Source organism: Marinobacter similis, from assembly GCF_000830985.1.
Lineage (GTDB): Bacteria > Pseudomonadota > Gammaproteobacteria > Pseudomonadales > Oleiphilaceae > Marinobacter > Marinobacter similis.
On sequence record NZ_CP007151.1, the window covers coordinates 2426041 to 2441027 of the forward strand.

Annotated in this window: 11 protein-coding genes and 5 pseudogenes; 6 read left to right on the forward strand and 10 right to left on the reverse strand. The window is 60.0% G+C overall.

Features of this window, described 5'->3' with window-relative positions; genetic code table 11:
- Positions 1-17 precede the first annotated feature (17 nt).
- Positions 18-1926 (reverse strand): annotated as a pseudogene (speA, locus tag AU14_RS23880) (biosynthetic arginine decarboxylase).
- A gap of 212 nt (positions 1927-2138) precedes the next feature.
- Here speA and speE point away from each other — a divergent pair.
- From speE to AU14_RS23380, 3 genes and pseudogenes are all read left to right on the forward strand, one after another.
- Positions 2139-2811: pseudogene (gene speE / locus AU14_RS11220) on the forward strand (polyamine aminopropyltransferase); the annotation flags it as partial.
- 42 nt (positions 2812-2853) lie between these two features.
- A complete protein-coding gene (locus AU14_RS21630; protein ID WP_236744666.1) occupies positions 2854-3018 on the forward strand; it encodes a hypothetical protein in 165 nt (54 codons plus the stop codon).
- 182 nt (positions 3019-3200) lie between these two features.
- Positions 3201-3314 (forward strand): DUF6316 family protein, encoded by a 114-nt coding sequence (locus AU14_RS23380; protein ID WP_330217888.1) that lies wholly within the window; start codon positions 3201-3203, stop codon positions 3312-3314.
- Positions 3315-3463: 149 nt separating this feature from the next.
- On the opposite strand, the pseudogene AU14_RS11225 reads toward AU14_RS23380, so the two are convergent.
- Positions 3464-4730: pseudogene (locus tag AU14_RS11225) on the reverse strand (ammonium transporter).
- Positions 4731-4805: 75 nt separating this feature from the next.
- On the reverse strand, positions 4806-5144 hold the full coding sequence (gene glnK / locus AU14_RS11230) for a P-II family nitrogen regulator (RefSeq protein WP_004578958.1): 339 nt from the start codon (positions 5142-5144) through the stop codon (positions 4806-4808).
- 380 nt (positions 5145-5524) lie between these two features.
- Between glnK and AU14_RS11235 the strand changes: the two genes are divergently transcribed.
- The 3 genes and pseudogenes from AU14_RS11235 to trmB all read left to right on the forward strand — a co-directional run bounded on the left by AU14_RS11235 (position 5525) and on the right by trmB (position 8209).
- Positions 5525-5779 carry an accessory factor UbiK family protein gene (locus AU14_RS11235; RefSeq protein ID WP_041340869.1) on the forward strand — a complete coding sequence of 85 codons (255 nt, stop codon included), beginning with the start codon at positions 5525-5527 and terminating at the stop codon, positions 5777-5779.
- A gap of 62 nt (positions 5780-5841) precedes the next feature.
- A pseudogene (locus AU14_RS11240) lies at positions 5842-7378 on the forward strand (YifB family Mg chelatase-like AAA ATPase).
- Positions 7379-7459: 81 nt separating this feature from the next.
- Positions 7460-8209, forward strand: a complete 750-nt coding sequence (gene trmB / locus AU14_RS11245; RefSeq protein ID WP_052472028.1) for a tRNA (guanosine(46)-N7)-methyltransferase TrmB — start codon at positions 7460-7462, stop codon at positions 8207-8209.
- Positions 8210-8232: 23 nt separating this feature from the next.
- On the opposite strand, the gene AU14_RS11250 is transcribed toward trmB, so the two are convergent.
- The 7 genes and pseudogenes from AU14_RS11250 to AU14_RS11280 all read right to left on the reverse strand — a co-directional run bounded on the left by AU14_RS11250 (position 8233) and on the right by AU14_RS11280 (position 14818).
- The gene (locus AU14_RS11250; RefSeq protein ID WP_052472029.1) at positions 8233-8766 is read right to left on the reverse strand and encodes a hypothetical protein; all 534 of its coding nucleotides are present in this window, start codon (positions 8764-8766) and stop codon (positions 8233-8235) included.
- Entirely contained in the window at positions 8766-9914 is a 1149-nt protein-coding gene (gene hemW / locus AU14_RS11255) for a radical SAM family heme chaperone HemW (RefSeq protein ID WP_041340872.1), read from the reverse strand. The genes AU14_RS11250 and hemW overlap by 1 nt, the downstream gene beginning before the upstream one ends.
- 4 nt (positions 9915-9918) lie before the next feature.
- The gene (rdgB, locus tag AU14_RS11260; RefSeq protein ID WP_041340875.1) at positions 9919-10518 is read right to left on the reverse strand and encodes an RdgB/HAM1 family non-canonical purine NTP pyrophosphatase; all 600 of its coding nucleotides are present in this window, start codon (positions 10516-10518) and stop codon (positions 9919-9921) included.
- Between the two features lie 7 nt (positions 10519-10525).
- A complete protein-coding gene (locus tag AU14_RS11265) occupies positions 10526-10981 on the reverse strand; it encodes a DUF4426 domain-containing protein (protein WP_041340878.1) in 456 nt (151 codons plus the stop codon).
- Positions 10978-11583, reverse strand: coding sequence for a methionine biosynthesis protein MetW (gene metW / locus AU14_RS11270; RefSeq protein ID WP_041340881.1), 606 nt, complete (start codon positions 11581-11583; stop codon positions 10978-10980). Before metW ends, AU14_RS11265 begins: the two co-directional genes overlap by 4 nt.
- A pseudogene (gene metX, locus AU14_RS11275) lies at positions 11580-12727 on the reverse strand (homoserine O-succinyltransferase MetX). Before metX ends, metW begins: the two are co-directional and overlap by 4 nt.
- A 126-nt stretch (positions 12728-12853) precedes the next feature.
- Positions 12854-14818, reverse strand: a complete 1965-nt coding sequence (locus AU14_RS11280; protein WP_041340884.1) for a dynamin family protein — start codon at positions 14816-14818, stop codon at positions 12854-12856.
- Between the last annotated feature and the right edge of the window lie 169 nt (positions 14819-14987).

A 14987-nucleotide genomic window follows, 5' to 3' on the forward strand; every position in this document is an offset into this window, starting at 1 on the left:
CCGCAGAAGCGCCAGATTCATTCTTCCAGGTAGGTGTAGCCTTCCAGGCCTGCGGTCAGCTCCGCCAGCAATTGCAGCCGCTGGGAGTCGGGCAGATCACTGGCGTCGAATTTCTGCTGGTAAGTTTTGAGCAGGTCCTCGGGCTCGAAGTTAACGTAGCGCAGCACCTTGGAAACCGTATCCCCGGTGATTGGCTGGCCAATGCTGAAGCCGCCTTCCGGATTCAGCTGGACGTCTACCGAGTGGGTGTCACCGAACAGATTGTGCATGTCGCCGAGAATTTCCTGGTAAGCCCCGGTCATGAAGAAACCCATCAACAGCGGCTCGCTCGGGTTTTCTTCCGGCAGTGGCAGGGTGGTTTCAGTACCCTGGCCGTCCACGTACTGATCAATACGGCCATCGGAATCGCAGGTGATGTCCTGGATTACCGCCCGGCGAGTCATTGGCCGATTCAGACCGTTGATGGGCATCACCGGGAAGATCTGGTCGATACCCCAAACATCCGGCAGCGACTGGAACAGGGAGAAGTTCACAAACAGTTTTTCGGCCAGTTTCTCATTCAGTTCGTCAATGATCTCCCGGTGCGCCCGATTAGCCGAATTCAGCTGGTTGCGCAGCAGCCGGCAGCAGCGCGTATATAGGGTTTCGGCGTCGGCCCGTTCTGGTAGCGACAGCACACCGTGGGCGAACTGACCATGGACGTCGGCCATGGCGTGGAGCACGTCGTGGTAGATTTCGGCCAGCGAACGCGGCGTGTCGGAATCCTCCAGGCTGAGCAGGTCCCGCCATAGATCATGAAGCGGTCCCGGTGCCTCTGGTAACGGCTGCTCGGGGGTGCGGTCCTGGGGTACTTCCCGGTCAATCACGTTGGTGACCAGCACTGAGTGGTGCGCGGTCAGGGCCCGGCCGGATTCGCTGATCAGGTGCGGGTGCGGGATGCCGTAGCGGTCGCATTCGGTCTGCAGAACATGAATCACGTTGTAGGCGTACTCGTGCACGCTGTAGTTCATTGAGCAGCTGCTGCGGGAACGGGTGCCTCGTAGTCCACGCCCAGGCCGCCGCCAATATCCACGGTGTCGATAGGCGCGCCCAGTTGGCGCAACTCGCTGTAGAAGCGTGCGCATTCCCGCAGGCCGGTCTGGATGTCGCGGATGTTGGCAATCTGTGAGCCAGGTGAAAGTGCAGCAGCTGCAGGGTGTCCAGGGCACCGGCCTGGCGCAGGGTGTTGACCACATCCAGAACCTGGCTGGCGGACAGCCCGAACTTGGATTTCTCGCCGCCGGTATTCTGCCAGTTGCCCTTGCCAATGGTGGCCAGGCGGGCGCGCACACCGATCAGTGGTGACACGCCCAGATCCCGCGCCTCGTCCAGAATCAGCGGCAGTTCTGACTGTTTTTCCACCACGATAAATACCCGGTGGCCCAATTTCTGGCCGATCAGTGCCAGGCGGATGTATTCCCGGTCCTTGTAGCCATTGCAGACAATGACCGAGCCGGGCTGCCGGGACATGGCCAGGACGGCCATCAGCTCGGGCTTGCTGCCAGCCTCCAGGCCGATCTGGCCCTGGCTGGCGGCGGGTTCGGCCGACAAAAGCTCTTCCACCACCCGGCGCTGTTGGTTGACCTTGATCGGATAGACCGCAGTGTACTGGCCTTGATAGCTCTGGTCGCCGGCCACCTTGTTGAAGGCGCCGCACAGTTTGTTGACCCGATCGTGCAGGATGTCGGTGAAGCGGATGAGCACCGGCAGCTGGATTCCGGACTGTAGCAGGGACTGAGTCAGGTCTGGCAGGTTGATGCGGGCCGGACTGTGGCCCCGATCCGGCCGGATCAGCACCTGGCCCTGCTCATTCACACCGATGTAGCCATCGCTCCAATGGGCAATGTTGTAGACCTTGTGGGCAGTGGTGCCGCTGGATTCGCTCATGCTTGCTATCCTGTCAGAAAACCGGGGCCGGCGAGATAGGGGCAGACGCGGCCGACTGTATGGTCGCCATTGTATGGATTCCGCTCGCCGGCTAAAAGAACCGGGTGTGGAAACTACACGACAAGTTCGGCGATTAAAGCTTTAGCTACCGGGGTGGCATGCCTACAATACGCCCTTTAACCCGGCTCATGGACCACAGCAGGAGAAGTACGATGACGGCATTGAACGAAGGTTGGTTTACGGAAATATTCCAGGATCATGGGACGGCGTTTTCCCTGCAGGTGAAAAAGAAGGTGCATGAGGAACAGACGCCGTTTCAGAAGCTGGAAATCTATGAAACCGAAACCTTCGGCAACCTGATGGTGCTGGATGGTTGCGTGATGCTGACCAGCCGCGACAACTTCCTGTACCACGAGATGATGACCCACCCGGCTCTGTTCACCCACAAAGACCCGCGTAAGGTGGTCATCATCGGTGGTGGCGACTGTGGCACCCTGAAAGAAGTGCTCAAGCACCCGGGTGTGGAAGAGGCCTGGCAGGTGGAGATTGATGAGCGGGTCACCCGGGTTTCGGAAAAGTACTTCCCGGAGCTGTGTGAATCCAACGGCGATCCCCGGGCCAATTTCTTCTTCGGCGATGGCATCCAGTGGATTCGCGACATTGAGCCAATAGCTCGATTTGATCATCATCGACAGCACCGATCCGGTCGGTCCGGCCGAAGGCCTGTTCGCCCTGGATTTCTATCGCGATGCCATGCTGGCGCTGCGCGAAGGCGGTTTGATCGTGCAGCAAAGCGAGTCTCCGCTGCTGCACACCGGCACCATCATCAAGTCGATCCACGAGGACATGCGCAAGGCCGGATTTGATCACGTCCAGACCCTGCCATTTCCGCAACCGGTTTACCCCACGGGTTGGTGGAGCTGCACTATGGCGGGCAAGGACAAGCCGGTACGCTATTTCCGTGAAGAAGATGCCGAGAACCGTCCGTTTGTTACTCGTTACTACAATCCAGGCACTCACCATGGTGCCCTTGCGATGCCTCAGTTCATGGTGGATGAACTGGAGGATCATGTTATCCCGGGCGAGGGCTGATTCGTCGTCCGCACCTGAATCTGTATTCAAACGAGACCTGTTTCAGAGGCTGTCATTCCTCCGGGCTATGAGCAGCCCGTTGCTTTGATCAAGACGATCTCTACGGCGCCGGTTGGATTGACTAGACTGATGAAGCAGTGAGAAACGATCGGAGATAGGGAACCACGTCAGGAGAGGGAATCATGGCGGTGCGACAAGGGGAGTCTGAGAAAAACTGGTTCCGGTCAGAGCGCTTGAGTTCGGTAAACGGTGAGTATTTCTTTGAAACCCGAGAGTTCAATAGAGGGGCCTTTTGAGTCTGAGCTAGAGGCTGTGCTGGAATTGCGTTTGTATTTGCAGAAGGCTGAGTACCAGTCGTATTTGACCCAGCCAGCGCATTGAAGTCTGACCATGAAAAAAGGCGCCCCGGAGGGCGCCTTTTTTGTTGGGATCCAGTAAACGCTTTTTACTTGGCGCTCACGAATTCCGGATAGGCTTCCATGCCACACTCGGACAGATCCACACCTTCGTACTCGTCTTCTTCGCTGACCCGCAGGCCCATCACGCTTTCAGGATGCCCCAGACTACCAGGCTGGCAACGAAGACCCAGGCGAAGATGGTGATTGCGCCGATGATCTGGCCGCTGAAGCTTGCGCCACCGTTGGTGACCGGAACCAGCAGCAGACCCAGCAGACCGCAGACACCGTGGACCGAGATGGCACCGACCGGATCGTCGATACGCAGCTTGTCCATGGTGACGATGCTCAGTACTACAAGCACACCGCCGAAGGCACCGAACAGGGTAGCGGTCAGGGCACTCGGAGTGGAAGGCTCAGCAGTGATCACCACCAGGCCAGCCAGGGCACCGTTCAACAGCATGGTCAGGTCGGCCTTGCCGAACATCAGGCGAGCGGTGATCAGGGCGGCAACTGCGCCACCGGCAGCGGCGGTGTTGGTGTTCAGGAACACCATGGCGACGGAGTTGGCGCTGGCAATATCGCCCAGCTTCAGTACCGAACCGCCGTTGAAGCCGAACCAGCCCATCCACAGGATGAAGGTGCCGAGAGTAGCCAGCGGCAGGTTGGCACCCGGGAAGGCACGGATTTCGCCGTTTGCACCGTACTTGCCTTTACGGGCACCCAGCAGGATGACACCCGCCAGAGCCGCGGCCGCACCAGCCATGTGAACGATACCGGAGCCGGCAAAGTCGCTGAAGCCAAGGTCGCCCAGGGAGTACATGCCGAAGACAGACGCGCCGCCCCAGGTCCATGCACCTTCCATCGGGTAGATGAAGCCGGTCATGACAACCGCGAAGATCAGGAAGGCCCAGAGCTTCATCCGCTCAGCCACGGCACCGGAGACGATGGACATGGCGGTAGCGACGAACACCACCTGGAAGAAGAAGTCAGAAGCGCCGGAGTAGATGGAGCCACCCTCGAAGCCGTCTTCACGGCCGGCGAAGTCGCCCAGAACGGCTGCGGTATCTACGTCGCGATGCCGGACAGGAAGATGTTACCGCCGTACATGATGGCGTAACCGCACACCAGGTACATGATGCAAGAGATGGCAAACAGTGCCACGTTCTTGGTCAGAATTTCCGTGGTGTTCTTGGAGCGTACCAGGCCGGCTTCCAGCATGGCGAAGCCCGCGGCCATCCACATTACTAATGCGCCGCACACCAGGAAATAAAAGGTATCCATTGCGTACTGCAGGTGAAAAAGATTGCTTTCCATTTGAAGCCCTCCGCACGAGGCTTTTCAGGTTATAAGTTTTTTTGCGCTGGCTAAGTCTTTTTTCTTAGATCTGGATCAGACCGCTTCTTCGCCGGTTTCGCCAGTCCGGATCCGGATGGCTTGCTCCAGTTCAGTCACGAAGATCTTGCCGTCACCGATCTTGCCGGTGTTGGCTGCCTTGGTGATGGACTCAATAACCTGGTCAAGCAGGTTGTCGCCAATGGCAACTTCCACCTTAACTTTGGGTAGGAAATCCACTACGTACTCTGCGCCACGGTAAAGTTCGGTGTGGCCTTTCTGTCGACCGAAGCCTTTGACTTCAGTGACGGTTACGCCTTGCACGCCAATCTCGGATAGTGCCTCACGGACATCATCCAACTTGAAAGGCTTGATGATCGCTGTCACAAGTTTCATTGCTTTCTCCTTGGTAAAGCCGTCCCAACTTCAAAGGCTTCTGGGCCAGCGGCTGGGTTCGGAATGCTGCCACCTCGCACACCAATTGTGCGGATTGCGTACGAGAGCTTTAGCATCGGGTGTGCCAACGCAAAAAAAATCTTTTAAAACAGTCGCCTAGCGAACGACTGTCCCAGATTGGCGCAAAACTGTGCACCAAAATCGGGCGTTGCGCCCCGTAATGGGCCAAATTAGAGCGACTCAACGGGGCAGCGCCAGTCATTATACTGTCGACCGGCTACAGTATGGCAGGGGGCGCGGTGTGATACACTCCCGCGTACCGGTACAGGCGCCGTGTCTGATCGTAAAACCGGCCATAATCCAATCAGTAGAGGTGATGCGTGAAAGGTCCGCAGGATATTTTCGCCCAATTGCAGGGCCAGTTTGGTCAATTCGTTCCGGATATGGCGCGAGCTGCCCGTGAGGATTTCGAAACCCAGGCCCGGGCGACAGTGATGTCGGTGCTGTCCCGGCTGGAACTGGTAACCCGTGAAGAATTCGACGCCCAGCAGGCGGTGTTGATGAAGACCCGTGAAAAGGTCGACGCACTGGAACACCGGGTTGCCGCTCTCGAGCAAAAGCTGCAAGAGCAATAACCCGGCAACGGCCCGAAAGGAGTTCGGGCCGGTTGTATTAATGTTAACCAGGGAAGGTTGTCATGCTTGCCATTGTCCATTCACGCGCCAGCGTGGGGGTTGCCGCGCCTGCGGTAACCGTTGAAGTCCATCTCTCCGGTGGCTTGCCTGCACTCTCAATCGTCGGGCTGCCTGAAACCGGCGTCCGGGAGAGTCGTGAGCGCGTTCGTAGCGCCTTGCTGAATGCCGGTTTCGAATTCCCCGCCCGCCGTATCACTATAAACCTGGCTCCTGCTGATCTACCGAAAGAGGGTGGTCGCTTCGACCTGCCCATTGCCCTCGGCATTCTCGCCGCCTCGGGTCAGATTCCCGCCGATAGCCTGACGCCCCACGAATTCGTGGGAGAGTTGTCCCTGGACGGAGCGCTTCGTCCGCTGAATGGTGTCTTGCCATCGGTGCTGGCGGCCCGGCTGATGGCCGGGCGCTTTTGGTGCCCCAGGCCAATGCCGCAGAAGCGGCCCTGGCCAGTCAAGGCGAGGTCCTGGCGGCCGGGCACCTGTTGGCGGTAGTTGAACATCTGGCGGCCCGCGCGCGGCTGGTACCGGTGGCCAGGGTGGCTCGCACACCGGCATTGGAGTCCGGTCGCGAACTCCCGGACCTGGCCGATGTCTGTGGCCAGGCCGTGCCACGGCGAGCGCTGGAGGTGGCCGCGGCCGGCAATCACAACCTGCTGTTTTTCGGTCCGCCGGGCACCGGCAAAAGTATGCTGGCCAGCCGCCTGCCGGGCATTCTGCCGGATCTGGAGGATGACGCCGCGATGGAAGTTGCCAGTGTTCATTCGGTTGCCGGTCTGGCCCTGGCCACAAACGACTGGCACAGCCCGCCATTTAGAGCGCCTCATCACACCGCCTCGGCAATTGCCATGGTCGGTGGCGGCAGCAGCCCGCGCCTGGTGAAATCTCCCTGGCGCATCGGGGCGTATTGTTTCTGGACGAGTTACCGGAGTTTGAGCGCCGGGTCTTGGAGGTGCTGCGGGAACCCATGGAAACCGGGGAAATCGCGATCAGCCGGGCGGCTCGCCAGGTGCGGTTCCCGGCCCGGTTTCAGGTGGTGGGCGCCATGAACCCGTGCCCCTGTGGCTTCAGTGGTCATCCGACCATCGAATGCCAGTGCACCCCGCAACAGGTGCTGCGCTACCGGTCGAAGATTTCCGGGCCGTTGCTGGACCGGTTCGACTTGCATGTGGAGGTGCCGGTTCAGAGTGGTGACATCTTGATGGGGCATGCGGAGGGTGGCGAATCCAGTGCCGTGGTCCGGAGTCGGGTTGCACAGGCGCGTGAGCAACAGGCAAAGCGCAAACAACTGAACTCGACTTTGAGCGGCCGCGCCTTGCAAGAGGCCTGTCGCCTGGATGCCGACGGCGAGCGCTTGCTCACCGGTGCCTTGGAAAAGCTGGGGCTGTCTGCGCGGGCCCTGCACCGGATATTGAGGGTCGCCCGCACCCTCGCGGATCTGGACGGGGTCAGTGATCTGGCACACAGCCACCTGGTTGAGGCGCTGGCTATCGCCAGCTTGACCGCCAACACGGACAAAATGCCCTGGTGTCGTCGTGACCCCTGATCCCCTGACCACCGGGACTCTGGTAAACTGTCGCCAAAATTCCGTTTAATCAGACCCGCAGCCTGCGGTTGAGGACTTCAGATGACCGACCAGAAAGACCCGCATGAGCCGAAGGAAGCAGCTCCCGAGTCGCCGGTAACCACCCGTCGAGGCATTCGCAGCTTTGTGCTGCGCCAAGGCCGGATGACCGAGGGCCAGAAGAAAGCCTATGAACGCAGCTGGCCGAAGTACGGCCTGACTCGCGAGGACGGTATGATTGACCCACGGGAAGTGTTCGGCCGCGAAGCCATGCTGAACCTGGAGATCGGTTTTGGCATGGGCGGGTCGCTGGCGGATATGGCCGAAGCCGCGCCGGAGCAGGATTTCATTGGTGTCGAAGTGCACCTGCCAGGTGTTGGCGCCTTGCTCAAGGAAGTGGAAGATCGTGGTCTGGAGAATGTCCGGGTTTACAGCATCGACGCCAACGACGTCATCGACCTGTGCCTTCCGGACGCCTGTCTGGATCGGGTGATGGTGTTTTTCCCCGATCCCTGGCACAAGAAGAAGCATCACAAGCGTCGCCTGATCCAGCACGAGTTTGTGCAGCGCATCCGGCACAAGTTGCGGGTGGGCGGTATTCTTCACCTGGCGACGGATTGGGAGAACTACTCCGAGCACATGATGGAAGTGATGAGCGAATCAGAAGGGTTTGCCAACACCCAGGACAACGGTGCCTTCTCACCGCGTCCGGACGATCGGCCCATCACCAAGTTCGAAAAGCGTGGTGAACGACTCGGCCACGGCGTCTGGATCTACTGTTTCACCGCACTAACTGATTCGGGAAGCCGATAGATAGCGCGGGCAGTGGATCGCCGTCAGCCGTGAGCGAGCGGGTGACGGCGTGATGCCCGAACAATGACCAGGCCGGCAATGCCCAGGGTCAGCCCGGTGTACTTGATCAGAGCGCAGATAGTGGCGGACAGGCTAACAACGTCGGTTGGCGGATTGAAGTTGTTCAGAAGCAGTATGTTCTCGGTGATGTCACTGAGGCCGGCCGCCACGAACAGGGCACGGATCCAGCGCGCCACCATGCGCTCGCGGACTCCCGGACGATCCCGGGTGAAGTGCCGAGTCAGCTGGATCAGAGCCAGCACGTAGGCGGGGATGAATAGGAAGTCGAGCCACAACGATATATGGGCCCACAGTTCACCGCCAGAGCGCCAGCTGCGGAGAATGGCATGGGCCTGATCCGCGGTTCCTGCCATCTGGAAGCTGACAATACCCTGGGGCGCCGAGCCGGTCTGCAGTGGCTGGTTGACCAGAATCAGGGCTACAAGCAGCACCAGAGCGGCGATCAGCGTTGCCCGCAGAGTCTTGGGTAGCGCTGCGAGTTCTTTCATCCAGTCCATTACAGAAATCGCTCCAACAAGCTGTTCAGGTATCGCTGGCCCAGGTCACTGGCCTGTAGGCGATGCCGCTCCAGCAGTTTTTCGTCACGCAACTGTTCAAGTTTTACCGCAACTGAGGACAGGGGTAAACCCGTACGCTCGGTAAACAGTGTTTCCTCCACCCCTTCCGTCAGCCGCAGTGCGTTCATCAGGAACTCCAGCGGCAAGTCCTCGACTTCAATGGTCTCTGTGCCCGCCGTCCGGCTGCCGATCCGGTTCAGGTAGGCTTCCGGTTGCCGGGTTTTCCAGTAGCGTCGGATACTGCCGTCGGCGAGGCTGATTTTGCCGTGGGCACCGGCTCCCAGTGCCAAATAGTCACCAAAGGTCCAGTAGTTCAGGTTGTGGCGCGATGCCTGTCCCGGGCGGCTCCAGGCCGATACCTCGTAATCTCGGAATCCCTGTTGGCGCAGGAAATCGCCACCCCGACGGTAGATTTCCCACAGCCGGTCATCGTCGGGCAACCGGGGCGGGCGACTGTAGAACTCGGTGTTTGGTTCCAGCGTCAGCTGATACCAGGACAGGTGTGCCGGGTTGTGACTGAGTGCGGCCTGGAGATCGGCAATGGCGTCGGCCGGGGTCTGGTCCGGCAATCCGTGCATCAGGTCGACGTTGAAGTTGTCGAAGCCGGCCTGGCGCGCCGCGTCGATGGCCCGGTGCGCAGCATGGCTATCGTGGATCCGGCCCAGTGCCTGCAGGTGGGCGCCATTGAAGCTTTGCACGCCAATGGACAGGCGATTGATGCCGGCGCTTCGGAAGGCCTCAAAGCGGCCTTCCTCCAGGGTGCCCGGATTGGCCTCGAGGGTGATTTCGGCATCTGGCGCCAGGTTCAGCCGAGCGCGCAGTTCCCGGAACAGAGTGTGGTAGAACTCACCGGTCATCAGCGAGGGCGTACCACCACCGATAAATATGGTCTGGATTTCCCGGCCGGAGGCGAAGCCAAGGTCCTGGTCCAGATCCTCCAGCAGGGCCTTCAGGTACGCCGCTTCCGGGATTTCGTGCTTGACTGCGTGGGAATTGAAATCACAGTAGGGGCATTTGCGCACGCACCAGGGCATGTGCAGGTACAGACTCAGCGGTGGCGCGACCGCCACCGGCGCAGGGGCGGTCACAGAGTCACGCTCCCGCCTTCAGCTGTTGCGTCAGTTGCGCCAGGGCGCGACCCCGGTGACTGATGCGGCTCTTTTCAGCACGGGTCAGTTCGGCGGCACTGCACTGATGCTCGCCGACCCAGAACACCGGGTCGTACCCGAAGCCACCGTCACCGGCGGGAGCGGACAGGATGGCCCCGGGCCACCGGCCGTGACAGACCACCGGCGTGGGGTCGTCAGCGTGCCGCAAAAACACCAATACGCAGTGGAACTGGGCGCCACGCTGGCCCTCGGGTACCGAAGCCATGGCAGCCAACAGCGCGTCGACGTTGTCCTGGTCGCTGGCATTATCGCCGGCGTAGCGGGCCGAACGCACACCCGGTTGCCCATTCAGGCAGTCCACCGCCAACCCGCTGTCGTCGGCCAGTGCTGGAAGGCCCGTTATCCGTGAGGCGTGCCGGGCCTTGAGGATGGCGTTTTCCACAAAGGTCACGGCCGGTTCTTCGGCTTCACCGACACCCAGCTCACCCTGGGCCACTGGTGTCATGCCCAGGGGGCCGAGCAGATCGGTCAGTTCTGCGATCTTGCCCTTGTTGTTGCTGGCAATCACGATTTTGTCAGTCATGGCGTACTCAGTCACTGAACAGTGTGTGGGCAAACCGGACCGGCAGGTCTCGCTGTTCGCCGGTAGGGCGCGCCGTGACATTAAACGTCATCAGTTCCCCGGAGCTATACTGGTACTCGGCGATGAAGTACACCGCGTCGCCTTCCTGCACCCTTCGAAACGCCAGGAACCGCACCTGCTGGATGTCGTTGGAAACCTTGCCCTCAACCTGTCCGCCCATCGGCGACATGGTTCCGTCGTCGTTTTCCTTCATGATCGCAATGTTGATGATTCCTATGCCCTTGCTGCGCTGCAGATTGTTAGCCTTGGCCACTTCCGGGGAAAGGAAGGTGCTGGGCAGGACGCTCCAGTGCACCTGGATGTCACCGAAATCCTGATTGCCGGCGGCGTGTACCTGCATGGCAAACGTCAGCGCCACCAGAGTGGACAGGGCATACAGGTAAAGACGCTTTGCGAGTCTCATTGTTCGTTCTCCCGTGTAATGCGATAGATGGCAATTTCCCCAAGCAGGTTGGGCCACAACCGGGCCAGCCAGCTATTCTGGTGCTGGCCGTCGACCACCCGTCGGCTTTTGATGCGAATGCCCTTCTGGCGGCATAGAGCTTCAAAATCCTTGAAGGTGCACAACCGGATGTTGGGGGTGTTGTACCATTTATACGGTAGAGCTTCGGATTCGGGCATACGACCGCTCAACGCCAATCCCCAACGCAAGCGCCAATGGGCAAAGTTGGGAAAGGTGACGATGCCATCGCGGCCGACCCGCAACATTTCGTCCAGCACCCGGTCCGGGCGGCGAACCGCCTGCAATGCCTGGGTCATGAGCACGGTATCGAAACTGCCATCGTCGAAGTTACCCAGGCCCTGGGTGTCGAGGTTTTGCTCGATGACTGGCACCCCGCGGCTCATACATGTGGTGATGTGCTCGGGGTTGATCTCCAGGCCAAAGCCACTGGCACCACGCTCCCGTTGCAGGTAGTCGAGCAGGGTGCCGTCACCACAACCCAGGTCCAGCACGTGATGGCCGGGTTGGATCCATTGCTGGATGATTTCTAGATCCGGTCTCATTGGCCCACCTCCCTGGCTACGCGGTCCATGTAGGCGGTGAAAACGTCGGTGTAGCGGGGCGTCGGGATCAGAAATGCGTCATGGCCCCAGGGTGCGTCTATCTCGGAATAGCTGACTTTTCGCCGGGCCGCAATCATGGCGTTGACCAACTCCTCCGATCGGGCCGGGGTGAAGCGCCAGTCGGTACTGAACGACAGCACCAGGAATTCACACCGGGCCTCAGCCAGCGCCCGGGCCAGGTCGCCGCCATAATCGTAGGCGGGGTCGAAATAATCCAGCGCCTTGGTCATCAGCAAATAGGTGTTGGCGTCGAAGGATTCGGAAAACCGCTCGCCTGGTAACGCAGATAACTTTCCACCTGAAATTCGGCGTCGTAGCCGAATTTGTAGGCCTGGTCCCGTAGCTCGCGACCAAACTTCTCGCCCATGGAGGCATCGGACAGGTAGGTGATGTGGCCGACCATGCGTGCCAGCATCAGGCCGCGCCGGGGTACCACGTCGAAATCGTAGTAGCGGCCGTCATGGAATTCCCGGTCCGAGGTAATGGCCTGCCTGGCCACTTCGTTGAAGGCGATGTTCTGGGCCGTCAGTCGGGGCGTGGAGGCGATCACCACCGAATGCTTCAGTCGCTCCGGATAATCCAGGCTCCATTGCAGCGCCTGCATGCCTCCGAGCGATCCGCCCACCACCGCGGCCCAGCATTGAATGCCCAGCCTATCCGCCAGCAGGGCCTGGCTCTTCACCCAGTCGCCGACGGTAATAACGGGGAAATCCGGGCCGTAGGGCTTGCCGGTGGCCGGATTGGTGCTATTGGGCCCTGTGCTGCCGTGGCAGCCGCCCAGGTTGTTCAGGCTCACCACGAAAAAGCGATTAGTGTCGATGGGCTTGCCGGGGCCGATGCAGCTATCCCACCAGCCGGGCTTGCGCTCGTCTGTACTGTGGTAGCCGGCGGCGTGGTGATGACCGCTCAGGGCGTGACAGATAAGCACGGCGTTGCTGGCATCGGCGTTCAGCTGACCGTAGGTTTCAATCACCAGGTCGTAGCTGTTCAGGGCCTGGCCACAGGCCAGCTCGATGGGCGTGTCGAAATGAAGAGTCTGCGGGGCAACAACTCCGACAGAATCCGCAGGCAGGGAATCGGGCATTGGCGCGACAGGTTCCTGGTTCGGTCTGTAAGTATCTGGAACAGCAATGACAAAGCCATTACCGGCCCAGCAGTTTAAAGCCGGGCCGTCATGGCTGCAACCGATGGCGAGTGCGTGTGACGGGGCTTAGAATGCCCCGGAGATGTTGACGACTTTTTGCTGGATCAGGGTCGGGGCCGGTTTGCGGATCTGGCGTTGCATGGCGTCAGCCAATTCCAGCTGCCGGGTGAGGTCGGAAATGGTGTTGTGCAGACGTTCCCGCTCGGCACGGCCATCGCGGTCACTGCGCACCATGTCCCGCAGGCGTCGGATCTGATGCTCCAGTAGCTGCTTCTGTTCCATGGAGTATTGCATGATCGGTAGCAGTGCCTCCCGAGGCCAGCGATCAACGTCGGTGCGGACGCGGGCATTCAGGGTGCGGGCTTCACCCACAATGACATTGAAGAAGCGGCGGACCAGCAAGGACTGTTCGGTCAGCAGGTTCTTGGGACTGATCCGAAACCGTCGTGCTTTCTTGCGCAGTTCCCGTACGGCAATGACATGCCGCCCTGCCCGCAGCGGAATGGGCTCCAGGTGACGGGCCCTGGTGTCCTCGTTGTAGCGCCGGTAGATGGCGCCGACCATTTTCTCCGCCAGACGCCCCTCGCTCATCAGGTTGGTCAGATCACCTTCGAGCAACTCAAAGAACTGGTCCATGGCCCGATTCATGCCAGCCGTGGTCCAGCTTTTCGACATGGACTGACGAATCCGCTCGGCGTGATCTTCAAAACGCTTCTCGGCTACCAGCTGTTTCAGCATGCCCCCCTGGGAGTCCATCAGCCGCCGGCTGGAGCGAAGGGTGATCAGCTTCTTGTAGTAGAAGTCGTAGTCTTTCTGGGCCCGGTCGGCGAGTCGGGCCAGTGCCGCCTTGTCCATGGTGGTGCCGGAGCAGGCCGCCAGTTCTTCCTGCAGTGAATCCAGTCGGGTTTGCATTGCGGCCTGACTGTTTTGCAGCATGCCCAGCAGATCATTGATCAGACTCTGGGTAATCAACTGCTCCTTGTGCATCAGGATGCGCTGGATGATCAGTTGCTCCAGCTGCCCGATGTTGGATCGTTCAAACAGTGCCTCATCCTGGCGGACCCGGCTGACCAGGCCCTGCTTGGCGGACAGTGGGATGACATCGTGCTGGCGGATGCCCAAATGGTCGGCGGTATATTCGCGCACCCGCTCAATGGCGTCCTGGGTGTGCTTCTCACCCTGCAGGTCGTCCCAGAGTACGTCGATTTTGTTCAGTACCGCAAAGCGTCCGGCCCGGTGGTCGGCGTGCTCGGTGTCGATGTGCTCTTTCCAGATGGTCAGGTCGCTGGCGGTCACGCCGGTGTCGGCACTCAGGACAAAAATGACAGCGTGGGCCCGAGGCAGCATGCTAATGGTCAGCTCAGGCTCAGAGCCCAGGGCATTGAGCCCCGGTGTGTCGAGAATGCGCAAGCCGCGCTCGAAAAGTGGATGGCGAATGCTGATCTGTGCGTTGCGCCAGGCGGGTACCAGCACCTGGCCCGGATTATTGCGGTCATGCTCCAGCATGTCATCGTCGAAGCCCAGGCGACGGGCTTCTTCTGGCCGTACGCTCTTGACCCGCGCCACCTCCGCCAGCACCTCGCGCATGACTTCGGGGTCGCGTTCGTCGAGCTCGTGCTTGACCCAACGCTCAGGCTGCTTGCGCAGCTGCTGCAGGGACAGCTCGCCGGTGCGGGTTTCTATCGGTAACAGCAGGAGGTAGTTCTGGTTGGCGCTGCGATCGAAGAACAGCTCGGTCGGGCACATGGTGGTGCGTCCGGCCTGTGACGGCAGCATGCGCTGGCCATACTCGGAAAAGAACAGGGCGTTGATCAGTTCGGTTTTGCCCCGGGAGTACTCGCCCACAAAGGCAATGGTCAGTTCGTCTTCAACCAGCAATTCGAGTCCGTGACGTATTCGGGTGCTTACGTCGTCCGAAAACAGATTGTTGTCCTGCAGCCATAACCGGTAGCGGCCAATCTGTCGGATTAGCTCTTTTTTCCAGTTGTGGTATGCCTCTACCTGCTGTGACAGAGTTCCCTGCTGAGTCATTGTCTTTCCTTCTGCGCTACTACCGAGCCTTCTGCGCGACTGCCGGGTGCTTGGGGCACGATGCTCTGGAGGGCGGATTAATTACTGGTAATAGTATCCTGTTCCCTGCAGCTTTGGAGCCGGGGTCTAAGTAGACTGTCGTCTATATCGGCAGGACTTGCAATAAAAA